Source organism: candidate division Zixibacteria bacterium HGW-Zixibacteria-1 (genome assembly GCA_002838945.1).
Taxonomy (GTDB): Bacteria; Zixibacteria; MSB-5A5; order GN15; family PGXB01; genus PGXB01.
On record PGXB01000053.1, the window covers coordinates 1 to 24451 of the forward strand.

At 48.8% G+C, this 24451-nt stretch carries 21 protein-coding genes; 18 read left to right on the forward strand and 3 right to left on the reverse strand.

The window, feature by feature from the left end:
• Positions 1-45 precede the first annotated feature (45 nt).
• Positions 46-1452: a hypothetical protein gene (locus tag CVT49_14940; GenBank protein ID PKK82179.1), complete on the reverse strand. Its 1407-nt coding sequence runs from the start codon at positions 1450-1452 to the stop codon at positions 46-48.
• Between the two features lie 110 nt (positions 1453-1562).
• On the opposite strand from CVT49_14940, the gene CVT49_14945 reads away from it, so the two are divergent.
• The 17 genes from CVT49_14945 to CVT49_15025 all read left to right on the forward strand — a co-directional run bounded on the left by CVT49_14945 (position 1563) and on the right by CVT49_15025 (position 18867).
• Complete coding sequence (locus CVT49_14945) at positions 1563-2108, forward strand: phosphohydrolase (GenBank protein ID PKK82197.1); 546 nt, start codon at positions 1563-1565, stop codon at positions 2106-2108.
• Complete coding sequence (locus CVT49_14950) at positions 2105-3436, forward strand: hypothetical protein (protein ID PKK82180.1); 1332 nt, start codon at positions 2105-2107, stop codon at positions 3434-3436. Before CVT49_14945 ends, CVT49_14950 begins: the two co-directional genes overlap by 4 nt.
• Entirely contained in the window at positions 3433-4479 is a 1047-nt protein-coding gene (locus tag CVT49_14955) for a histidinol-phosphatase (protein PKK82181.1), read from the forward strand. The genes CVT49_14950 and CVT49_14955 overlap by 4 nt, the downstream gene beginning before the upstream one ends.
• Before the next feature lie 187 nt (positions 4480-4666).
• Positions 4667-5023 (forward strand): NADH-quinone oxidoreductase subunit A, encoded by a 357-nt coding sequence (locus CVT49_14960; protein PKK82182.1) that lies wholly within the window; start codon positions 4667-4669, stop codon positions 5021-5023.
• Positions 5014-5505, forward strand: coding sequence for an NADH-quinone oxidoreductase subunit B (locus CVT49_14965; protein ID PKK82183.1), 492 nt, complete (start codon positions 5014-5016; stop codon positions 5503-5505). Before CVT49_14960 ends, CVT49_14965 begins: the two co-directional genes overlap by 10 nt.
• Positions 5506-5546: 41 nt before the next feature.
• The gene (locus tag CVT49_14970; GenBank protein ID PKK82184.1) at positions 5547-6062 is read left to right on the forward strand and encodes an NADH-quinone oxidoreductase subunit C; all 516 of its coding nucleotides are present in this window, start codon (positions 5547-5549) and stop codon (positions 6060-6062) included.
• On the forward strand, positions 6059-7240 hold the full coding sequence (locus tag CVT49_14975) for an NADH-quinone oxidoreductase subunit D (protein PKK82185.1): 1182 nt from the start codon (positions 6059-6061) through the stop codon (positions 7238-7240). Before CVT49_14970 ends, CVT49_14975 begins: the two co-directional genes overlap by 4 nt.
• The gene (locus CVT49_14980; protein ID PKK82186.1) at positions 7237-7713 is read left to right on the forward strand and encodes an NADH-quinone oxidoreductase subunit NuoE; all 477 of its coding nucleotides are present in this window, start codon (positions 7237-7239) and stop codon (positions 7711-7713) included. Before CVT49_14975 ends, CVT49_14980 begins: the two co-directional genes overlap by 4 nt.
• Before the next feature lies 1 nt (position 7714).
• Positions 7715-8998 carry an NADH-quinone oxidoreductase subunit F gene (locus tag CVT49_14985; GenBank protein PKK82187.1) on the forward strand — a complete coding sequence of 428 codons (1284 nt, stop codon included), beginning with the start codon at positions 7715-7717 and terminating at the stop codon, positions 8996-8998.
• On the forward strand, positions 8998-11532 hold the full coding sequence (gene nuoG, locus CVT49_14990) for an NADH dehydrogenase (quinone) subunit G (protein ID PKK82188.1): 2535 nt from the start codon (positions 8998-9000) through the stop codon (positions 11530-11532). Before CVT49_14985 ends, nuoG begins: the two co-directional genes overlap by 1 nt.
• Positions 11533-11534: 2 nt before the next feature.
• Positions 11535-12518, forward strand: coding sequence for an NADH-quinone oxidoreductase subunit NuoH (locus CVT49_14995; protein ID PKK82198.1), 984 nt, complete (start codon positions 11535-11537; stop codon positions 12516-12518).
• A 44-nt stretch (positions 12519-12562) separates the two neighbouring features.
• The gene (locus CVT49_15000) at positions 12563-13012 is read left to right on the forward strand and encodes an NADH-quinone oxidoreductase subunit NuoI (GenBank protein ID PKK82199.1); all 450 of its coding nucleotides are present in this window, start codon (positions 12563-12565) and stop codon (positions 13010-13012) included.
• Between the two features lie 3 nt (positions 13013-13015).
• The gene (locus CVT49_15005) at positions 13016-13549 is read left to right on the forward strand and encodes an NADH-quinone oxidoreductase subunit J (GenBank protein PKK82189.1); all 534 of its coding nucleotides are present in this window, start codon (positions 13016-13018) and stop codon (positions 13547-13549) included.
• Positions 13549-13851, forward strand: a complete 303-nt coding sequence (locus tag CVT49_15010; protein PKK82190.1) for an NADH-quinone oxidoreductase subunit NuoK — start codon at positions 13549-13551, stop codon at positions 13849-13851. The genes CVT49_15005 and CVT49_15010 overlap by 1 nt, the downstream gene beginning before the upstream one ends.
• A 13-nt stretch (positions 13852-13864) precedes the next feature.
• Positions 13865-15814: an NADH-quinone oxidoreductase subunit L gene (locus CVT49_15015; GenBank protein PKK82191.1), complete on the forward strand. Its 1950-nt coding sequence runs from the start codon at positions 13865-13867 to the stop codon at positions 15812-15814.
• Between the two features lies 1 nt (position 15815).
• Complete coding sequence (locus tag CVT49_15020) at positions 15816-17411, forward strand: NADH-quinone oxidoreductase subunit M (GenBank protein PKK82192.1); 1596 nt, start codon at positions 15816-15818, stop codon at positions 17409-17411.
• 10 nt (positions 17412-17421) lie between these two features.
• Positions 17422-18867, forward strand: coding sequence for an NADH-quinone oxidoreductase subunit N (locus tag CVT49_15025; protein ID PKK82193.1), 1446 nt, complete (start codon positions 17422-17424; stop codon positions 18865-18867).
• Positions 18868-18933: 66 nt separating this feature from the next.
• Here CVT49_15025 and CVT49_15030 read toward each other — a convergent pair whose 3' ends face one another.
• Positions 18934-21648 carry a hypothetical protein gene (locus CVT49_15030; GenBank protein PKK82194.1) on the reverse strand — a complete coding sequence of 905 codons (2715 nt, stop codon included), beginning with the start codon at positions 21646-21648 and terminating at the stop codon, positions 18934-18936.
• Positions 21649-21808: 160 nt separating this feature from the next.
• Positions 21809-23215 (reverse strand): amidophosphoribosyltransferase, encoded by a 1407-nt coding sequence (locus tag CVT49_15035; protein PKK82195.1) that lies wholly within the window; start codon positions 23213-23215, stop codon positions 21809-21811.
• 271 nt (positions 23216-23486) lie between these two features.
• On the opposite strand from CVT49_15035, the gene CVT49_15040 reads away from it, so the two are divergent.
• A complete protein-coding gene (locus tag CVT49_15040) occupies positions 23487-24266 on the forward strand; it encodes a hypothetical protein (protein ID PKK82196.1) in 780 nt (259 codons plus the stop codon).
• Positions 24267-24451: the final 185 nt, after the last annotated feature.

Here is a 24451-nt window from a genome sequence, read left to right on the forward strand (position 1 = left end):
ACATCTGAACACCTCCTGTCCTTCGGGACTCAGGATGAGAAAGAATCATAATAATAGTATCCTTTCTCCGTGTCCACTAAATCGGGGGAACTTCAGAGTGAGTAGATCTTCAGCGCGGGTCAATTGCCCCTTCAAAGAGGAATTCATCAAAACCCATCCCGATAACAAAATCACCGGGAAAAATCCGGTAATCAGTTTTACATATGGCGCTTTCCGACTGAAATTAATTTTGTTTATGAAGTATATCGACACCGCCAGACCCAGTATAGCCGCCGGAATCGAAAATAAATCCCAATCCCTGGGGAAACCCAGTTTTGGGTCAATAATCATCAGCATCAAACCGGCGGATAACCCGGCAATAAGAAGAAAAATATTCAACTTCTTACGAGCTCCGGTGTTTGTCGAACTAATCCCGGCAATAAAAAGTATTAATGCAACCGGCGCGACAACGAGGATTTCATTCAGGACATCAAATAGATGCATCGGCGACAATATGGTATAATCAGAGAAGGGGAGAAGATGCAGATATCCTCCCGACACCGAAGTAATATATTCTCCGATATTGACTCTAAGAAGGATTTCCTGCACCAGAACGGCGGCCACCACGGTAAACGAAATGATGATCGGCGGATATTTGCTTCCAAAAGTTTTCGGCTTTACGTTTTTTTGGTTATGATAAATCAAATATACAAATGACGGCACCAGAACAAGTGACGTGATATGCGAGGCGCAGGCAAGCGCCAGCATTATCGAGGCAGTCAACAGGCCCCGTCGCGAAAGCATAAATTTTACGGCATAAAGAATATAGAGCAGGCTGAAAACATAAAACAACGAATATGATTCCGCATAACCAAAGAACAACTGCAGTCCGCCAAATGTAACAATCAGTACTTTTATTATCGGGCCATTGTCGAACTCGTCGTCATTCGTAAAGCGGAACAGATAGACTGCCAGAACAAAAATGGTCCCGGCGGCGATGCTGAATATAATATAAGTTGTCTCGCCGGAGAAGATGCCGACCAGTTTCAAGGCGGCATACAGAACACCATGTAAAAAGAAATCAAGAACTTCTGTGTGATAATACAGATATCCCTGTTCGATTTGATAAATTCGCTGGTAGCCGTCACCGAGGGAATGAACGTGAACCCGAAATAAATAAAAAACCGAGATCGAAAGTGCGACAATAATGATTATTCTCCAGGTCAACAACAGACCATTGAATTTCCGAAAGATATTGTGAACAATTGAATATATTCTGTCGGCCGACGGCGGCAGCAACGCGAGAAAAAAGAGAAGGCCAAAGACCGGTAAGCTGAACCATGGCAAATAGCTCAGGAAATTAAATCCCCAGAGATGCTTGATTGGCAGGGAACCGGCCAATAGATACAACACCGCCAGAATTGCACCGGCGATGATGATTCTCGCGTTTCCATTTTTCTCGTTAAGGTCCATGGCCCTATTATCGGTTAAGTTGTTTTATAAAGTTAAGTTCGGCTTTTGACTTTTCATGGTCAATTATATATAATTCATCAAGCCAAGTCAAATAAGAGGTTTATAATATGATTGACCGCCCCACCGCCCTGGCCCTGATGGAAGCAAAAATTAAGAACGGGAATCTGCGAAAACATATTCTGGCCGTGGAAGCAGGCATGCTGATTATGGCCGATCATTTTGGCGAGGATCGGGAACTCTGGGGTTTGACCGGACTGCTGCATGATCTAGATTATGATGTCACGCTCAAGAAACCCGACGAACACACTTTCATAACCGAAGACTGGCTCAGGGATTATAACCTCCCCCCGGAAATGATATATGCCATCCGCTGCCATCCCGGTCATGCGCCCTGTCGAAGCAGGCTTGACTGGGCCTTATTTGCCACGGACCCGACGACCGGCTTTATTGTCGCCTGCGCCCTGATGCATCCTTCGAAAAAACTGGTCAATGTCGATGAGGAGTTCATGCTTCGCCGTTTCAAGGAAAAGCGTTTTGCCGCCGGCGCCTCGCGCGAGGCAATGGCGGCCTGTTCAAATCTCGGATTGGAGTTGAATGAATTTCTGCTTCTGGTCCGGGACGGCATGTTAACCATTTCTGATAAACTCGAACTTTGAATAAACCCGGACATATATTCCGCAAGGAAATTATCAGCTGGTCTCTGTATGACTTTGCCAATACCATCTACTCGATGAATATCGTTTCGTTGTATTTCAAAAGATGGGTGGTGGAAGATCTCGGCCATGACGGTCTTTACTATGATATCGCTTATTCACTGTCGATGCTTCTAACCGGCCTGATTATGCCCGCCTTGGGGGCGGTCTCCGATCACTCGAAAAAGAAAAAGATGTTTCTCTTCCTTTTCACCGCTACCTGCTGCATCTGGATAGGTATTATACCAATATTGCCGCCGTCATTATTCATGCTCATCATTATCGCCTTTGCCTTTTCGAATTTCTTTTATGAGGGAGGAATGGTTTTCTACAATTCTCTCCTGTATTCGGTATCAAGTGGAAATGAGGCGCGCCTGGTTTCCGGTTTCGGCGTCGCGATGGGCTACACCGGGTCGATTGTGGGCATGATTCTGGTGCTTCCCTGGGTGACCGGATCGGTTTTCGGTTTCGATATCCCGGGTATCTCCGGCAGCGGTAAGACAGGCGCCTTCGTGCCGACCGCCATTCTGTTTCTTATATTCAGCATACCATTATTTATATGGGTCAAAGAAAAAAAGACTGCCCACGGACATAGTAAGATAAAGATAAGCCGGGCTTACAGAGAGGTGTGGGAGGGTATAAGGGAAACCAAAAAATATCCAGGTGTCCTTCGCTTCCTGATTGCGGATTATTTCTTCGAGGACGCAATCGCCACCGTAATTCTGAATATGGGCATTTTTTCCTCATTTGTTTTGGGATTTTCTGATGCCGACCTGACCATATTTATGATTGTATCGACGGTATCGGCGATGATCGGATCATTTGTAATAGGCAAAATATCTCAGTCATCCCGCCTAAAAAAGATGATGACTTACATCGTATGGGGCTGGATTGTGACGCTGTTGTTTTTTATTGTTACCTCCAATATTATTGTCATCTATATTATTGGATCAATATTGGGCGTTTTACTTGGCGGCATCTGGACCGTCTCCAGGCCATTTCTGGCGGAAATGGTCCCCAAAGAAGAACTCGGGCGTTTTTTCGGTCTTTACTCGCTTTCGGGCCGGGCGGCCGCCGTGATTGGGCCGGTCGTCTGGGGACTGGTGGTTTATTTCTTCAACGTCGATCGGCCGATTGGCGCCTGGTTGGCGGGAAGCCTATACCTGAGCGACACTCAAGCCGTCAAAATGCCTTACAGGCTGGGAGTGCTGTCATTGATCATAATGATGGCGCTTGGTTTGTATATTTTCAGAAAACTGCCCGAAAGCGGGGGAGAGAGGCATCAAAAGTGATTAAATCGGGCGGACATTACGAATACCAGGGCTGTATTCATATTCATACCACGGCTTCCGACGGAACCAAAGATCTTGACGAAGTAGCCGAGATCGCTTCATCTGTCAACCTGGATTTTATTCTGGTGGCGGACCACATGAATCTCGATTATCGTTTTGCCGCCAAAGAGGGTTATTATAATGACACCCTGGTTCTGATAGGTTATGAACATAATGACCTCGAGGACTGCAATCATTACCTTCTTTTCGAATCGGATAAGGTCCTGCCCGCCGATATGAAACCGCAGGAATATGTCGCCGAAGGCGCCCGCCAGGGGGCCCTTGGCATCATTGCACATCCGGACGAAATCAGGCCACGGGTGGGGAAATACCCTTCATACCCATGGCTGGCCTGGGACGCGGTCGGCTTTGACAGCATCGAAATATGGAACCAGATGTCGGAATGGATGGAAAAGCTTAAACCTTACAATAAAATCAAAATGCTGTTTTCTCCCCGGCGGTCGATGCAGGCGCCTACCGCTCGGATTTTACAAATATGGGATGACTTGAATCTCAAGAAAAAAATATCCGGTGTGGCCGGAATCGATGTTCATGCCTATCCGCTCAAGCTGGGGCCTTTTCGGGTTATAATATTCCCATATAAGGTCCAGTATCAATCACTCCGGACTCATCTTCTTTTGCCGGAAAAATTATCCCCTGACCTGGCTGCAGCAAGAAAGCAGGTTTATGACACTGTCAGGGACTGCCGCCTTTTCATTTCGAATTTCCGATGGGGAGATGCTTCCGGTTTCGAATTCACGGCCACTGATGGATCAAAAACGGTGGCTTCAGGAGGCAGTCTGTCGGATTATAATGAGTGTCTCATTACGGTCAAAGCCCCCGATAAGGCCACAATTCGTCTGATTCGAAATGGAAAACTGCAATCTGAAACATTCGGCACCAAGTATGAGATAAATCCAAAAGAACGCGGCTTATATCGTGTCGAACTTTTCAAGAAAAAAAGGGGCTGGATCTTTTCCAATCACATCAGAATCGGAATCTGAAAATATAATCATATATTTATCATGTACTTATAAAACAAAGATGGCCCCCCGCCAGTCTTTCATTTGCATTACATTAAAGAATAGATTTTCCCATGCTTTGTTAAAATTTTCACAAATAATTGTTGACTTGATTACTTATAATATCTATAATTATTGCTTAATAAATTTGCGAAGGTGCAGTTAAAACATGTTTGAGACCTTGTTCCCGATTTTGTTTCTGGTAGGTGTGGCGGCTTTTATAGCAGTCGTCATGGCCGGCGCCTCGATTCTTTTTGGCCGCCGGACCTCCGAAGGATATAAATACGAACCGTATGAAAGCGGTATAATCCCGAAGGGCGATACTAAGGAACGTTTCCCGGTTAAATTCTTCTTGATTGCTGTCATGTTCATACTTTTTGACATCGAAGTGGTTTTTCTTTATCCATGGGCGGTCATTTATCAGAAACTGGGATTATTCGGTTTTGTCGAGATCCTCGTATTTATTACCATACTTCTGGTGGGATACTTCTATATACTCGGCAAAGGGGCATTGAAATGGGAATAGAAGAAAAAATACCGGATTCGATTATCCTGACCACGCTGGATAAAATGGTCAATTGGTCCCGGAAGCGGTCAATGTGGCCGTTTGGCTTTGGTCTTGCCTGTTGCGCCATCGAGATGATGTCCACTTTTGGGCCACGCTATGATTTGGCCCGATTCGGCATGGAAGTCATGCGCCCCTCGCCGCGGCAGGCTGATCTGATGATCGTGGCCGGCCGGGTTTCGATGAAAATGGCTCCGATCGTGAAGCGGCTGTATGAGCAGATGCCCAATCCCAAATGGGTCATTTCTATGGGCGCATGCGCTTCCTGTGGCGGCGTTTTCAACAATTATGCCATATTGCAGGGAGTTGACAAGATTATCCCGGTAGATGTGTATGTACCCGGTTGTCCGCCGCGCCCGGAACAGCTTATTAACGGTATTATAAAACTGTATGAAAAGGTCGAAAAGGAATCGCTTCGAAAGAAGCCGGACAGCAAAGGCTGAGCCGACATTGTATTGACTGAAATGGCATCTGGTTTATATAGATGAAAGAGAAACTAAGAGAATTTTTTGACTCGAATTTCAAAGAGGCGCTGATTCGCGAAGATATTTTCCGCGACCAGCAGTCCTTTTATATAAAGAGGGAATACCTTTACGAAATCTGCGAGGCGCTCCTCAACAGTCCGGAACTGGAGTTTAAGTTTCTGTCCGAAATCACATCGCTGGACTGGTTGGGCCATGCTGGGGAAAAGAACGGGCGCTTTGAAGTAATTTATGTTTTGTTTTCCCTTAAGCACAAATATCGTTTTCTCATAAGGGTTCGCCTATCCGGAGATGACCCCGTCATAGATTCCCTGACACCCCTCTGGCAAGCGGCTGACTGGCTGGAGAGGGAAGTGTACGACTTGATGGGTATTGAGTTTACCGGCCATCCCAATTTGACCAAAATATTGACTCCGGATGATCTTGAGGGATTTCCACTTCGCCGGGACTTCCCGCTGACCTATGAAGTCCCCCAGTTTTCCTTTAATAAGGATGACCCCCCTGAGGTGATTTTATGACCGTCGAGTCCAAAAGAACTACCATGAACCTCAATATGGGGCCGCAGCATCCGGCCACCCATGGTGTTTTGAGAGTCGAGCTGGAACTTGACGGCGAAACGGTAGTGAAAGCTACTCCGCATATCGGTTACCTGCACACCGGTATCGAGAAGACGGCGGAATCCAAACTTTACTATAAAGCCATCCCGGTCACGGACCGGATGGATTATCTGGCCCCGATGTCCAATAATCTCGGCTATTGTCTGGCCGTGGAAAAATTGATGGAGATAGAGGTTCCGGAAAAAGTCGTTTATGCCCGCGTTCTGTTGACCGAACTTACGCGGGTGATGTCTCATCTGGTCTGGGTCGGCACCCATGCTCTTGACATCGGCGCCATGTCGATGCTGCTGTACGCTTTCCGCGATCGGGAATTAATTATTGACCTGTATGAAGCCTGTGCCGGGCAGCGAATGATGACCACGTATTTTCGAATTGGCGGATTGGCCTACGATCTTCCCAAAGACTTCGACGAGAAGGTCAAAAGGATCCTCAGGAAAATCCCCGAGGGAATACAGGATTACGAGCGATTATTAAATGACAACAAAATATTCCGTAAACGAACCATCGGCGTCGGCGTTCTTTCGCCGGAAGATGCCATCAACTGCGGCGTCACCGGGCCCATCCTGAGAGGATCCGGCGTCAATTATGATGTTCGCAAGGCGACGCCGTACAGTGGCTATGAAAAATTCGAATTCGACATCCCGCTGGGCAAAAACGGCGATACTTATGACCGGTATCTCGTCCGCATGGAAGAGATGAAGCAGTCGCTTCGTATCGCCAAACAGGCCCTTGATGGCATGCCCGAGGGGCCGTATCGGGCTCATGTACCGGGCGTGGTACTGCCGCCCAAAGAAGATGTCCTGTCCAAAATGGAATCGCTGATTTACCATTTCAAGATTATTACCGAAGGCTTCAAGCCGCCAATCGGATCGGTTTATCAGGCAATTGAATCCCCCAAGGGCGAATTGGCTTTCCTGATCTCTTCCGACGGCAGCAACAAGCCGCATCGCATGCGCGTTCGGCCGCCGTCATTCGTCAATCTCTCCGCGCTGCCGAAACTGGTCGAGGGCGGACTGGTGGCCGATGTTATTGCCTGTATCGGCTCGATTGATATTGTCCTGGGCGAGGTGGATCGATGATACTTAATGCCGAATCAGTCAAAAAAATCCGGGAAAAGATGGTGCGCTATCCTCGCCGAAAGTCGGCTATCCTTCCGGCCCTGACTGTGGCTTATTTCCAGGTCGGCCATTTAAGCAACGAAATATATCATGAGATTTCTGAAATAATAAATATTCCTGCGCTCGAGATTGCCGAAGCGGCAACATTCTATACCATGTTTCCCAAGGAGCCGGTAGGGAAATATCTGATTCAGGTCTGCCATAACATAAGTTGCGCCTTGCTTGGCGCCGACGGCTTGATTCAATATCTGGAAGAAAAACTGGATATTAAAAAAGGCGAGACCACAACCGACGGCCTTTTTACTCTAATTTCGGTGGAGTGCCTGGGAAGCTGTGCGTCCGCCCCGATGATGCAGATAAATGATAAGTATTATGAAAACCTGACCAGGGACAAGGTTGACAATATTCTGAACCAGTTGAGAGGTCAGGCCTGATATGGAAAAGAAAGTCCTTTTCAAAAATATAGATGACCCTGAGCAGGTGAGGATCGATAAGGCCGTTTCCAGGGGAGCTTACAAAGCCTGGGAAAAAGTGCTCAAGACGATGAAACCCGAGGACGTCATTGCCGAGGTCAAAGAAGCGGGTGTTCGCGGCCGCGGCGGCGCAGGTTTTCCGGCCGGCGTCAAATGGGGCTTTATTCCCAAGGGCAGTCCCAAGCCGAAATATCTGGTTTGCAATGCCGATGAATCGGAGCCGGGGACATGCAAGGACCGCGTTCTGATGGAACAGGATCCGCATCTTGTGGTCGAGGGAATGTGTATCGCCGCCTATGCCATCGACAGTCACCTGTCATTTATTTATGTTCGCGGCGAATTCGTAAAGCCGTACCGAACCATGGAAAAAGCGATCGCCGAGGCTTATGAAAAAGGATTTCTGGGCAAAAATATTTTCGGCACCGGATTCGATCTTGATATGATCGTGCATACCGGCGGCGGTGCTTATATTTGCGGAGAAGAAACTGCTCTTCTTAATTCACTCGAAGGTGAGCGGGGGATGTCGCGGATTCGCCCGCCGTTTCCGGCTATCGAGGGATTGTACGCCTGCCCGACCATTGTCAACAATGTCGAGACACTCTCGTGCGTGCCGCATGTGATCAATAACGGCGCTCAGTGGTACAAATCCATGGGCACCGAAAAATCGCCGGGGACGAAGATTTTCTCGCTTTCCGGTCATGTTAATCGCCCGGGCAATTATGAAGTCGAACTCGGCACGCCGTTGTCCTATCTGGTCAATGAACTTGGCGGCGGTGTCCCTGAGGGCCGCAAATTGAAAGCGATCATACCGGGCGGTTCATCGACACCGTTTCTGCTGCCCAATCAGATCGACACGCCGCTCGATTATGAATCGATTGCGGCGGCCGGGTCGATGCTGGGCTCCGGCGGGATTATTGTCATCGACGATCGAACCTGTATGGTCTGGGTAATTGAAAGATTGATTCATTTTTATAAACATGAATCCTGCGGCAAATGCACGCCCTGCCGTGAGGGCACCGGTTGGCTGGAGCAAATTATTTCGAAAATCGAGCATGGTGAAGGTAAAGAGGGCGACATCGAAAAGATCGAAACGATTTGCGAAAATATAATGGGCCGGACGGTCTGCCCGCTGGGCGATGCGGCCGTTATGCCTATTCAGTCATCGATTAAGCTGTTTCGGAACGAGTGGGAGCACCACATAAAAAATCACACCTGTATGGTGAAATCGGAGTTTGAGTTTAAGTAATGGCTGATAATACGAACATGGTTAAATTTACGATAGATGGCCGCGAGGTAACCGTCCCCAAAGGCACGACTGTCCTTGAGGCGGCCAAGTCGGCCGGTATCGTAATTCCCACATTTTGCTGGCATCCCAAGCTAAAACCGGTCGGCGCCTGTCGTATGTGTTATGTCGAGGTGGAAAAAAGACCCAAGCTGGAGGTTTCCTGCTGCACCGAGGCACTGCCCGATATGGTCGTGCATACTGACTCTGAAAAGGTCAAGCAGGGGCGACGGGCAATTATTGAATTCACCTTATTGAATCATCCGCTCGATTGCCCGACCTGTGACAAGGGGGGCGAATGCGACCTTCAGGACCTTACTTTCGCTCATGGTATCGATGATTCCCGGTTCGACTTCAGGAAATATCGATTTATCCGTGATAAAAAATCCACTTTCGATGATTACCGAATCGGCCCGGAAATTATCCGCAACCAGAATCGATGCATTCTTTGCTATAAGTGTGTTCGTTCCAATAAGGAAATATTCGGCGAGTTCGATATCGGAGTTTACCAGCGCGGCAATATGGCAGAAATCGATTCCGCCCCGGGTGAGAAAGTCGATAACCTTTATTCCGGGAATCTGGTGGAGATCTGTCCGGTCGGCGCATTGACCAACAGCGACTGGCGCTACAAGATTCGCGTCTGGAAAACCGAGACGGCCGATTCGATTTGTAATTTCTGTGCCAATGGGTGCAATATAAAATTCTGGAAAGGGCGCAATCGCATCTTCAGGACCACTTCACGCCGTAATGATGCCATCGATGAGGGGTGGTTGTGCGATGTCGGCCGCTATGGCTACCAGATCGCCAACGCCGATGGCAGATTGACGACTCCGCTCGTCAAAAAAGGGGATGTTCAGGTCCCGGTGAGCTGGGAGGAGGCGATCGGCCTGATTGCCCGCAGATTCACCGAAATCAAGGATAAAAAGGGCGGTGTCTGCATCGGCGGCCTGATTTCGCCTAATGTCGATTCCAGATCACTGCATGCATTTTCCAAGTTTTTCCGGACGGCCTTAAACTCCAATAATGTCGATTTTCGAACCGACTATAATATGCTGCCGGAGAGCTATGGTGATCTTTATTCGAAAATGACGTCTCTGCCATTCAAGATCGCGGATATCGAAAAATCGGACATGATTCTTGTGATTGGTTCCGACCTGATTAAAGAACAGCCGATAGTCAACCTACGTGTCAGAAAAGCGGTGACCAAACTCGGAGCAAAGCTTTTCACCATCAATCCGATTGTCACCAAGTCGGGCGATATTTCCACCGATGAGATAGTTTATAAGATCGGTTCGCTGGAGGCGCTGATCAATGGTATCTGCATCAGCATTATCAATCAAGGACTGGCGTCGCCAGGTGTAAATACCGGTAATTATAAGGGCCTTCTCGATCCCAATACAGTCGAAGCTGCGGCAAATGCCGCCGGGGTAGAAAAGGAACGGATTGAGGCCCTGGCAAAAGCCATATACGAGGCCAAAAATATTACGCTTATTGTGGGTGAGTCCATTTCCTCATCCGCCCAGCGTGAAAAACTTACGGCCTCAATTTCCAATCTGATCGCCCTGGCTGGAGTCGCAGAAAAGGGTCAAATAGGATTATTATCCAAATATTCCAATAGCAAAGGCGCCGAAAAACTCGGCGTTATGCCGCATCTTTCGGATACGATAAAAGATAAGATGAAGACGTTGTGGAAGACTTATCCGGAGAGCCCGGGGCTGGCTTCGGACCGGATGATTCTTGCCGCCAAGAAGGAAGAGCTTGATTCACTTCTGGTGATCGGCTCCAATCCTATAATTACCTATCCCGACGGACAATTTGTCCGAGAGGGCTTTGAAAAACTCGATTTTCTGGTAGTGGCCGATCTTTTCGAGACGGAAACGACAACTATAGCCGACGTTGTCCTGCCGCTTTCAAGCTGGGCCGAGTATAATGGAACTCTTATAAACCTCGAGGGGACGGTTCAGGAATTCCATGCGGGTCTCAAACCGGTGGGGCATTCGCTGCCGGCCTATGAAATCGTCAGCCGCATTGCAGCGGAATTGAAAACGCCGTTATACCAGGAAGTCAAAGAACTTGACGGCGAAATTAAGGCGCTTCAGGACATCCGGGAAGATTTAAAACTCGGAAAGAATCTTCTTGAGGTCAAATATGTTCCTGAAGAAATCGATAACAATTATCCGACACCATTGGTTGTAATTGATGAGTTGCACCACTTTGGACATCTTACCGAGAAATCCAGGTCATTATCGGCCTTTTGCAATGAGGCCAGTGTCGAGATATCACCGGCCATGGCCGAGAAACTTGGCGCTGAAGCCGGGATGCTGATAAGGGTCGAATCGGAAGTGGGCAAAGCAATCCTGCCGGTTAAAATATCGGAATTGCTGGATAATGATGTGGCGCTGGTAACCAGGAATTTTTCCACCATGCCGGCCAATATATTACAGATGCGCAAAAGAAGAATCGACCGAGTCAAACTTAGCAGGGTTGAAGAGAAATGAGTATGACTGCCTTTATAGTAGCGACAGCTATCAAGGTTATTGTGGTCGTGGTGGCTATTCTGACCGGTTGCGCCTATGCGACCTGGCTGGAGCGCAAATTTGTCGGTCGTCTTCAGCACCGCATTGGGCCCAATTTGGCCGGCCCCTTTGGTCTGCTTCAACCGATTGCCGATGCCATCAAACTTGCCTTCAAAGAAGATATCGTTCCGAACAGGGTGGAGAAGGTCACTTATTTTCTCGCGCCGATTGTCTCTTTTATTCCGGCCATGCTGTCATTCGCGGTGATTCCGTTCGGCAATACGATCACCATTATGGGTCAGCAAATCGACATGGTAATTTCAGATTTGAATATAGGCATCCTGTTTATCTTTGCCGTAACATCGCTCGGGGTATACGGTATCGTTCTGGCGGGATGGTCATCCGGCTCAAAATATTCTTTGCTGGGCGGCATCCGCTCTTCGGCGCAGATGATATCGTATGAAATTGCCTACGGCCTCTCGATCATCGGCGTCCTGGTTATTGCCCAAACACTCTCGCTTAAGGAACTTGTCGCGCAACAGGAACATTTCTTCGACTGGTATATCTTCAGGCAGCCTCTCGGTTTTGTGCTGTTCGTCATATGTGGCATCGCCGAAACCAACCGGTCTCCTTTCGATCTGGCGGAAGCGGAATCCGAACTGGTCGCCGGATACCTGACGGAATACTCATCGCTTCGCTACGCCATGTTTTTCATCGGCGAGTATGCCAATATGATAGCTGTTTCGTCGGTGGTCACGACGATATTCCTGGGCGGCTGGCAGGGACCGTTCCTCCCGCCGGTTGTCTGGTTCTGTATAAAAGTGTTTTTGTTCATGGCTTTTTATGTCTGGGTGCGCGGGACTCTGCCGAGAATCAGGTACGACCAGTTGATGAATCTCGGATGGAAGGTGTTGTTCCCATTGGCACTGTTTAATGTACTGGTAACGGCTCTAATTTACAGGCTTTAATGCAAGATTGAATTATGGCAATTGACTTAATCAAGACAGTCCTTATGGCGTTTCCCAAGGGCTTTTATACGACCATCAAGCACCTGTTTAAGAAACCGGTGACGATGCAGTATCCGAAAGTCAGGATGGAGATGGCGCCACGCTACAGAGGCAAGCACTATCTTGAAATGTACGATGATGGTACCGAGCGCTGTGTATGCTGCGGCCTTTGCGCGGCGGCGTGCCCGGCTGATGCCATATACATGGAGCCCGCCGAAACCGAAAAAGGCGAGCGTTATGCGAAGATTTACGAGATCAATCTTCTGCGCTGTATTTTCTGCGGTTTCTGCGAGGAAGCCTGCCCCGAAGAAGCTATTTTTCTGGGGCATGAGTATGAATTTTCTGATGACAACCGCGACTCGTTTATATATACTAAGGAGCAAATGCTGGCGAATCGTCCCAAGAAGGAAAAACGTTTCAAACGGATTATTCGCAAGGTCAGGAGGATTTTTTAGGGAATGCTCAACCTGATAATATTTTATTTTGCAGCCATTATCGCCGTCGGCGGCGCTGTCATGATGATTATCCAGCGCAATCCGGTTGCATCGGTGCTATATATGGTGGTTTCGCTGGTGGCCCAGGCGATTTTATACGTACAGTTGAGCGCCCTCTTTGTCGGCGCCCTGCTTATAATCATCTACACCGGCGCCATCCTGGTCCTGTTCCTGTTTGTGATAATGCTGCTCAATCTTCGCGGCGAGCATTTCGGTGGTAAGCAGTCCGTTATGGGCCGCGCCTCCAAGGTAGTAATATCCGTGATCCTGTTGGTCGAGTTTGCGGCCATTTTCAAGCAATTGGCGCTTTCGCAGAAGGTGGGAAGCCAGCTGGCGTCGGTTCCTGAGGACTTTGGTTCGGTAGAAATGGTAGCATCACACCTGTTCAAAGAGTACTTATATCCGTTTGAGCTGACCTCTATTTTGCTTCTGGTGGCCATTGTCGGAGCTGTGGTGATAGCCAAAAAAGATAAGACTGATACGCATGGAGATGCCTGATGGTACCGATTGACAATTTCTTGATTCTGAGCGCTATCCTTTTCGTCGTCGGAACGGCCGGTGTTATCGTCTCCACGAACCTGATTATTATGTTCATGTCGGTGGAAATAATGCTGAATGCCGCCAATCTGGCCATCATCGCTTTCTCCAGGATGAACAATGTCGTTGACGGTCATGTTTTTGTGTTTATCATCTTTACCGTGGCCGCAGCCGAAGCGGCTGTCGGGCTGGCTATCATTATTATGATATTCAGAAACCGACAATCCATAAACGCCGATAATTTCAATTTGTTGAAAAGGTAGGGAATAGGACGAGATGGAACAACCGTTATATCTGATTCCGCTGATTCCGTTAATCGGTTTCCTGCTCAACGGCCTTCTGCTCGGGCGCCTTGGCAAGAAAATGATTTCGCTGATTGCCTGCGGTTCGGTTGGATTGTCCTTCCTGCTGGGATTGAAATTCTTTTTCGATTTACTATCCCTGCCCGAAACGGCCCGAGTAATTGAAAATATATTCTTTACCTGGATACCTGCCGGGCAGCTTCATGTAAATGTCGCATTCATGCTTGATCCGCTGTCGGCGATTATGGTTTTGGTCGTATCGGGAGTCGGTTTCCTCATTCATGTATATTCCATCGGGTATATGAGCCATGACCCCGGCTATGGACGATATTTCACTTACCTGAATCTGTTTATTTTTTCGATGCTGATGCTGGTTCTGGCCGATAACTATCTGCTGATGTTCGTCGGCTGGGAAGGTGTCGGTTTATGCAGCTACCTTCTGATAGGCTTCTGGTTTGAGAAGAAGTCCGCGACTGATGCCGGGAAAAAGGCTTTTATCGTCAACCGCATCGGCGATTTCGGGTTCCTCCTCGGCATGTTCATAATTTTCTGGCAGACCGGATCGCTGGATTTCAAAACGGCGCTTGATCCGGCTGTCGCCCACTCGGTTTTTATAACCGGGGGCGGTCTCATAACAGCGGCGACATTGCTGTTGTTTCTCGGGGCCACCGGCAAATCGGCGCAGATACCTTTATATGTGTGGCTTCCCGATGCCATGGAGGGCCCGACACCGGTCTCGGCCCTGATCCATGCCGCCACCATGGTCACCGCCGGCGTTTATATGATTGCCCGTTCCAATGTTTTATATATGATGGCGCCCGCCACCCTGACGGTGGTGGCTATTGTCGGCGTGGCCACGGCCATATTCGCCGGCACCATTGCCCTGGCTCAGAACGATATTAAGCGCGTGCTGGCATATTCGACCGTCAGCCAGCTTGGGTATATGTTTACCGCCTGTGGCGTCGCCGCTTTCGGCGCCGGAATCTTCCATCTAATGACGCACGCCTTTTTCAAGGCCCTGTTGTTTCTTGGCTCCGGCTCCGTCATCCACGCCATGTCCGGACAGCAGGACATGCGCTTCATGGGCGGACTTAAGAAGAGAATGCCGGTGACATTCTGGACATTCCTGATCGCCACTCTCGCAATTGCAGGTATTCCGGGACTCTCCGGTTTCTTCTCCAAAGATGAAATTTTGTGGAAAGCGTTTTCATCGGATCACGGGTCCATCTGGATCTGGCTGATCGGTCTTCTGACCGCAGGGCTGACCGCATTTTATATGTTCCGCCTGGTATTTTTGACCTTCTTCGGTCAGGAGCGGATGGATTCACATACTAAAGAACATCTGCATGAATCACCCAAAGTGATGACCGTCCCTCTGTCGATTCTGGCGATACTTTCCATAATCGGGGGATATGTCGGCATACCGCATCTTCTGGGCGGCGGCAACCGCTTCGAGAAATTCCTCGAACCGGTGATGAAAGGTCTGCCGCATTCGGGTGAGGGAGAACATACCCTGGCGTCGGCCGGCAACAATGCAACGACCGAATTGGTCCTGATGGCCGGCTCCGTGGTCCTGGTACTTATATTTATTTACCTTGCCTATCATTTCTACATCAAAAATATCGCCGCGGCCGGTAAATTGAAAAACAGCCTGTCCGGGATTCACAAGCTTCTTTATGGAAAATATTTTATCGATGAATTGTATGATGTCATTATTGTCACGCCGCTCGTGGTCGGTTCGAAGTTTCTCTGGAAAATTTTCGATGTGCTTATAATAGATGGCTTCATTAACGGCATGGCCGTTGTGATCGGGGATATATCGACCAGCCTGCGCCCTGCCCAATCCGGTGTACTGAGAACATACACGACTATCTTCCTGGTCGGAGTGGTTGTAATTTTGGGACTTGTTATAATATTTAACTGATATGGAAAACCAGATTCTGACATTGGTGACATTTTTCCCGCTGGTGGGTATTATCCTGCTTCTTTTTGTACCAAAAGAGAGGCATGATTCAATAAAGGCTATTTCCCTTATCATAGCCTTTATCAATATGCTCTGGTCGATCTGGATGTATATGATGTTCGACCCGGTAGCAAAGGGGATGCAGTTCGAAATCAATATTCCCTGGGTGCAGGGTTTCGGCATTCATTATCACCTCGGGATCGACGGCATTTCGCTGCTTTTGATTATGCTGACGACCATTCTTTCGACTATAATAATGATCTCATCGTGGAACGCGGTCAAAACCGGTATCAAGGGCTACTTCATCTCGATGCTTTTACTCCAAACCGGAATGATTGGTGTTTTCGTATCACTCGATCTGTTCCTGTTCTATGTATTCTGGGAAGCGATGCTGGTTCCGATGTATTTCATCATCGGAGTCTGGGGCGGACCCAGGAAAATATATGCGGCCATAAAATTTGTGCTGTTCACCATGTTCGGGTCGCTTCTGATGCTGGTCGCCCTGTTGTACCTGTTCTTCATGTATCATGGTTACACCGGAGAATATACTTTTGATTTGCTAAAAATGTACGATATGCCGATTCCAATGGGCGCCCAGACATACATATTTCTGGCCTTTGCCCTGGCCTTTGCCATCAAAGTCCCTATCTGGCCGTTCCATACGTGGCTCCCCGACGCCCACGTCGAAGCGCCGACAGCCGGTTCGGTCATTCTTGCGGGCGTTCTGCTGAAAATGGGGACATACGGTTTTATCCGAATCTGTCTGCCGCTTTTCCCGGAAGCGACGTTACAGTTTGTCCCGCTGATTTCGATTCTATCGATTATCGGTATTATTTACGGGGCGCTGGTCGCCATGGTGCAGCGTGACGTGAAATCACTGGTGGCGTTTTCGTCGGTTTCCCATCTCGGTTTCGTCATGCTGGGAATGTTTGCGCTGAACGTCCAGGGGATGCAGGGATCGGTGATTCAGATGATAAATCACGGTATTTCGACCGGCGCGCTGTTCCTTCTTGTCGGGATGATTTATGAACGCCGTCATACCAGGATGATTGCCGATTTCGGGGGACTGGCGAAGTCGATGCCGATTTTCTCAACCTTCTTCATGATTGCCGCGCTGTCATCGATCGGCCTGCCTTTCACTAATGGTTTTGTCGGCGAGTTTTTGATACTCCTCGGAACTTTTGGCGCCAATAAGGTTTATGCCATACTGGCGGCGACAGGAGTAATTCTGGCCGCCTGCTATATGCTGTGGATGCTGCAACGTGTCATATTCGGCAAGCTGGAAAATCCGGAAAATGAAAATCTGAAGGATCTTGACGGGCGGGAGAAGCTGGTTTTGATTCCGCTGGTAATTTTAATATTCTGGATCGGCATCTATCCCAAACCGTTCCTGAACCGGATAGAACCAGCCGTGAACGATATTCTCAGCCGGGTGGAGAAGGCCCGTGAAAAACTGGCCGCCGGCGAAGAAAAGAAACCGCTCGAAATATATGAAGATACAAGTCAACAGCGAACTGTGGTAATAGAGGATGATGTTCAGGCCGACCGGCATGAGTAAGTGAGAATTTATGGATATTAGTTCGGCATCATTGAATTTCGGGATAATCGCCCCGGAAATTGTTCTTCTGATAGCGGGAATGATTATTCTGTTGATCGGGAATTTTCTCCGCGATAAAGCGGTCCTGTCCTATTTCTCAATCGCCGCTCTGGCGGTGGCACTTATCCCGACCATTCGGCAATGGAATGACCCGCAATCGGGATTTTTTGGAATGGTCATGATTGACAACTTTGCCGTTTTATTTAATATCATCTTCATAACCGCCGGTATTATTACTTTGTTGATGGCCCGATCTTATCTGGTTGCCCGCAACATAGAAAAATTCGAGTTCTATCCGCTGGTGCTGTTTTGCACCGTGGGTATGATGACGATGGCATCGAGTTCCGACCTGGTCGTAATTTTCCTGGGTCTTGAAATTATGTCGGTGCCGCTTTATGTGATGGCCGGTCTGGCCAGACATGATCTCGAGTCCAATGAGTCATCAATAAAATATTTCATTATGGGAGCCTTCGCCAGCGCCTTCCTTCTCTATGGTATTGCGCTGATATACGGGGCCTCGGAAACCACCGATCTTCGAAGAATCATCACCGATTTTGATTTCATCATGATGAAATCGCGGACTTTCCTCATCCCGGGAGCATTACTGGTTTTAGTGGGTTTCGCCTTCAAGGTAGCGGCGGTACCCTTCCATATGTGGGTTCCTGATGTGTATCAGGGTGCGCCGACTCCGGTAACCGGATATTTTTCGGTCGGCCCCAAGGCCGCCGGATTCGCCGCATTACTGCGTATTTTTATTTATGGGTTCCCGGCCCTGACCGACCTGACACCGATATTATGGGTGCTTGCCGTCGTGACGATGTCGGTCGGCAACCTGATGGCCATTTTCCAGCCCAATATAAAGCGGATGCTGGCTTATTCATCGATTGCCCATGCCGGCTATATTCTGGTTGCCCTGACGGCCGGGGGAGATGGCGCCGTGTCATCGGCCCTTTATTATCTGACTGCTTACACATTCTTCAATCTCGGCGGTTTTGTTATTATTACCATGATCGACTCCCGCGCCGGAAGCAAAGCCCAACTTGATGAAATGAAAGGGCTGTCGAAAACGCACCCGTTTTTGGCGGCTTTTCTGGCGTTGTTCATGTTTGCGCTGGCCGGTTTTCCGCCGACCGCCGGATTCTTCGGCAAATTTTATGTTTTCTCCGAAGCGGTCAGGCAGGGATATATCTGGCTGGTGATAATCGCGGTCATGAATAGTTTTGTATCGGTGTATTATTACCTGAGGGTTATAGTCGTGTCCTATTTCGGCAAGGCGGAAGTTGATTTCCGCCCGGTTGCTTTCCAACCCGCCTTGATCCTGGCGCTTTTTATCACAGCCGCCGGAACTTTGATTCTTGGCCTTCTACCGGGATACTGGCTGGAACTTACACGATTGTGCGCCTTCCCGTTTATTTGATAGAAAAGCTTTATAAAAAAGCCGCCGAATGGCGGCTTTTTTATTTATACTTTTAGATTGCTTTGGCTAATAGAAACACGGCGCCGGGCCGCCCTTATATAGATAAGAAATCAAATAAGTCACATCGAGAAGATTGACATTGCCGCTGCAATTAGGATCGGCAGCCTCAAGAGGCTCCGGAGCCTGCCCGCCTTTATACAAATAACTGATCAGGGCCGTTACATCCAGGATGTTTACAGCACCATCACCATTGACATCGCCCGATCCGACCGGATCCGGGGCCACGCGAAACATCACCGCCGTCGAATTATTCACAATATTTTCCGGCGGCAGGCCGGTATCAAGATATGGAGTGGCGGTACAACCCATGGCACTGAGACCGATCACTGCCGAGGAATTTAAACCGGTGTAACCGACTTCATAATACTGGCATTTGATATTGCCGTTTGAAGTCAGAATGACCTGGAAGGTTGTCAGGGTGTCATCGGTGGCATTATAACCGCCGAGCTGGTACCACTCGACAATTGCGGTATCATTGCCGGGTGAAAAATAATAATATATGGCCCCATGTGCGCCGTGACCGGTCCCGAGAAGAAGATCATTCCAGAAAAGCGAAATCAAAGTGCTGAACGGCGCTCCCGGAATATCGAAACTGCTGTAATAGCCGCTGATATTGACATCGGGATCGGTAAATGAAATCGCTCCGTTGACTCCGACATATATCTGGCTATAAGTCATGCCGTCGCCATAAAATGGAAAATCGAAAGGCAGAGTAAAAGGTCCGGCGGTCCCGTCATCAAGCGGCTGGGGGGCATAATTGTTATAATAAGCTGTCGAGGGTATCTTTGTTCCAATATCCTTTATTTCAATCCAATTGTACGGGGACCCTTCGGGGTCACCGCTCGAGGTAACGGCGTAGGTAGTCTCGGGCATACAAGGCACCGTCAGGAATACCGGGACATATTCGATCGAATCGAGGCTGCCGCCGGATACTCCCCAATTTATATTAATTATTCCCTTATAAATTTCAAGTCTGTCCTCGATTGTCGAGGCATCAAGCGAAACTGCCAATAAAACAGAATCATCCGGAGGCACCGTGCCGCTTTCCGGCGCAACACCGAGCCAAACCGACATGCCTGATTTTGCCAGGCTGTCGGCACTGACCGCGGTAAAATCAATGGCACTGCTGCCTGAGCGATTATGCACCCATAGGGGCATTTCCTCCACGGTTCCTTCGGTAAGCGAAGTGTCGATATATATCGGGCTGGTGTAAAGCGAAGGCGGCGCCGCGAGAGCCGCTACTGCCGCAGCCAAATCGGGCCGGGGACCGATGTGTTCGGAAGTATTGCCCTGCTGCGGTGATCCGGTGGAATTTAATATTTCCCTGGCATAATCGGCGTCAAAGGGGACACCATACAAATTTTTATAATATCCCTGCAGGCAGGCAACCGAACCGGTGACTATCGGGGAGGCCGATGATGTCCCCGAAAAGCTGCTGGTATAAAACTGGTCGGGATCACCGCCGGCATTCCAATAGGTGCCATAGCCGGTGGTGAAGACTTCATATCCGTAACCCTGCAGGTTCACCCGTTCGCTGTAATTGGAAAAAGACAGCCGGGATCGATCAACGCCAAAATTGCCGCTTGGCGGAGCTCCCGCTCCGGCAATAATGGCATGAGAATTACGATAAGTCGTATCGAAGCGCTGTTCATAAATAACATCGTCAAGATTCTCGGCACCGTTTCCGGCCGCCTCGACGACAATAATACCCTTGGCCCAGGCATACTGCAGGGCATCGAATTTATCCTGCCAGTATTCCACGCAAATATATCCGAGCTGATCCAGGCGCACCTGAAAGTCATATCGCGGACCGGGTGAGTGTATTTCAATCAGCATCAAATCTCCGGCCTGCAGGTTGTCGGCGGCGATAAGGATGGCATTGGTTATGCCGTAATAATAAGCCGAAACCATGCCGACATCGGCCCCGGAGCAGATGCCGGTCACGCCGTAACCATTGTCACCTCCAATCATAACGCCCAATACAGCGGTGCCATGATCACCATAGGGATTGTCGCCTAACCCGATAATGGCTCCGGCCGCTTTCTCGAGGTCTTCATGCGACTGATTCCATTCATTCTCGATATCTATTATTTTCACACCGGACCCGTCGCCGCCGGAAAGAGTCTTCGCATAGACGGCATCGACCCCGGCCGGAGCGGCAAGCCGATAAGTCTGCAGCGGCTCATAATCGGAGGTAGGCGGATCGATATCCTCGGCCGGCTCCGGGCGCGGTTCGACATAAGCCATTTCCACGATTTCAAGTTTGTTGAGCTGGTTGACAATCGTTTCAGCTTCACCGTGGCCGGAAATATCGAGGGAATAGTACAAATTTAGATCAGCCAGTTCATGTCCGCTGCGAAGCTCATAAATAAACTTGTCTTTGTTCAGCGCCTCTTCGGATTTGCTGAACAGCCTGTCGATTTGCCCATTCAAATAGGGCCTTAAAAGGCTGTTTGTCGTCCCCAAAGCTTGCCCTTTCAGCGACACAAATTGATTGCCCCGCAGCCTGACATCGCTCTCTTCACGAAATTTGACAATAACCCGGGCAAGGTCCGCCTGAGGCGATATTTTGACCGCAGCGGGCTTTACAGGGGCCATTCTGGGGATAAGAGACAAACCACCGGATTTTATATCTTCTTTAACCGGCGCTGAAACCGAGACGGCAAAAATGACCGCAATGAGTAAAAAAACGGCAAGAAGTGCAAAGACAGGCTTGATCATTCTTCCTCCAATGTTCGTTCAATAAAACATTCAGAGAGCTGCTGGAGCGTTCAGTTCATTGCGAGTATTTGGCGTCAATAATAATATACCAGCGGGCGCCATCTTGTCAATGACTGTTTTTTTAGATTATCGGAATGTCCGGGCAAAATTAGAGGCGGAATCAGACCTTTTCCAGCCGCAGTTTGTTCTGGTTTTTCTCTATTCTAAGAGGATATTTCCCGGAAAAACAACTGACGCAGAAACTGTTGTCAGGCAGTGACGGCATTCCCAGCATACCGGGAATCGACAAATACCCAAGTGAATCGACCTCGAGATATTTCTCAATTTCCCTGACCGATTTGGAGGAGGCAATAAGCTCCTCGCGAGTCGGCATGTCGATACCGAAAAAACAGGGAGATATAATAGGCGGCGAGGAAATCCGAAGATGAATTTCCCTGGCGCCGGCCGACCGAATTAGTTTGACAAGCTTCTTCGATGTCGTCCCGCGGACAATCGAATCATCAACCACAACGACTCTCTTGCCGCTCAGAACACCGCGGACCGGATTGAACTTGACCTTGACATCAAGGTCGCGGATTTTCTGTTCCGGATCGATAAAGGTCCGGCCGACATAATGGTTCCTGATCAGGCCGATTTCATACTTTATACCCGATTGCTCGGAATAACCGATTGTCGCGGTGGTGGCTGAATCGGGAACCGCGATGACGATATCGGCGTCGGCGGGATGTTCGCGGGCCAGTTGCCGTCCCAAACGGCGGCGGATTTTATCTACATTTTCTCCGAAGACAATCGAATCGGGACGCGAGAAATAAATATATTCAAAAATACAGAAAGTGTGGTTGCGGCTTTTCAGTGGATGACGGGACTCCATTTGACCATCCAGCGTAATTTCCAGAACTTCACCGGGATCAATGTCTCTGATATAGGTGGCACCGATTATATCGAAGGCACAGGTTTCGGATGCTATTATATAACTTCCATTGTAGCGTCCCAGTGCCAGAGGCCGAAAACCAAGAGGATCACGCGCGGCAATGAGTGAATTTTCCGTCAAAAACAAAAGTGAATAAGCGCCTTCGACCTTTGTCAAACCTTCACAGATGCGGCTGAGCCAGGTGCGTTTTTTCGACAAGGCCGCAAGGTGCAGGAATAACTCCGTATCGGATGTAGTCTGAAAAATAGAACCGGCTTTCTCCAATTTCTGCCTTAATAAGAATGAATTGGTCAGATTGCCGTTGTGGGCCACGGCCAGTTTCTGGCTTCGGTTAGTTATCAGAAGAGGCTGGATATTGGTCAGGGAAGAGGCTCCGGTCGTGGAGTACCGGGTATGGCCGACAGCAATTTTCCCCTTGAGTCTGGCCAGATGTTTCTTTTCCGAAAAAACCTCATTGACTTCACCCATGCCCTTGTAAATATTGACACTGCCGTTACCGGCCGTAACGATACCGGCCGATTCCTGGCCGCGATGCTGAAGTGAATATAGACCAAAAAAGGTCAGTTCGGCGGCCCGTAGTGTTCCTATAATGCCGAAGACGCCGCAATTGTCGTTAATTATATGATCTTCTATCATTTCCCCTCACGTGGAAAAAAATGAATTTAACATCCAACCCCTTTAATGTCAAGCAAGAATGCAAATTCATTTGTCAAAAGTATGAAATGCTTTGCACTCTTTGGCGCTGCGGCCGCCCTCAATCTTGATGACCTTTCTGCCCAATTTATAAGCTATTATAAGATTAGTAATTACGCCTGGCTGATTTAACAGGTTCTAGCCTTTATCGAAGGTCCAAATATTTCTTCAAGGGCATGACTTTTGCGTTGACTGGTCATCGAGGTATCCTGACTTGAAAGAAAAGAACTACCATATTCAATTCGAAATAATGAAGGAGATAGCTCTTTCAGCCACAGCAGGTGATGAACCGGCCGCTACCGCCAATATCGCCTTGAAAGAAACGGCTGGTCTCCTGGGTTTGGCCGCGGCAATGATGATCCTGTGGGACGATCGATTCGAGCCGGTTTTAACGGTTTCTCATGCCGAGCACAGTCGGCACAAAACTCTACTTGAGGAACTGGAGGACGAGCTTTATAAAAATCTTAGAAAAGACCGCCACCTTATTTTTGCTTATGTATCATTTGGGGGAGAGCAGCCGGTCACGAGCTTTACTTTACCAATCAAAAATGCTGATAAAATTCTTGGAGCCGTCATCGGGCTTCAGGCCGGGGTCGGCTCACTGGTCAGGGAAGACACCTTCTTGGAAGCGCTCGCGGCAGCGCTATCGATGGCAATGCTGGTTGCCAACCTGGACAAAATTGTCGAAAGTGAAAAACTTTTCGCCGTCAGGGCAACCGCGACCACCGTAAATCACAGAATCAATAATCCCCTGCAGGCCATACTCGGCATCGTTCAACTGTATCCCAGACAATATCCTGAATTGGCCAAGCCCGATGATGAGCTGAGTGAAAAGGACCGAATGCTCAAGGCAAAGCTGAACGATATTGAGGAAGCCGCAATGAAAATCATGGATATAACTCATCGGCTCATGAGAGTCGACAAGGTCGAATTCGCCGATTATATCGAGGGCGCCAAAATGTTAAAGCTTCCTGAGGATCAAAATTCCTCATAGTTCCCTCTTATCCCTACCTCACCCAAAGGTCGGCAGAATGGCTGCCGGCCTTTTTTATTGCATAAATAAAAGGAAGCCGCCCGAAAGCGGCTTCCCGATCTGATTATTCTGTCGATTCTGCCGTTGAGACCTTCGAATCAGGTCCGCAACAGTATCGCAACAGAATTGTGCCTATATACCGATAC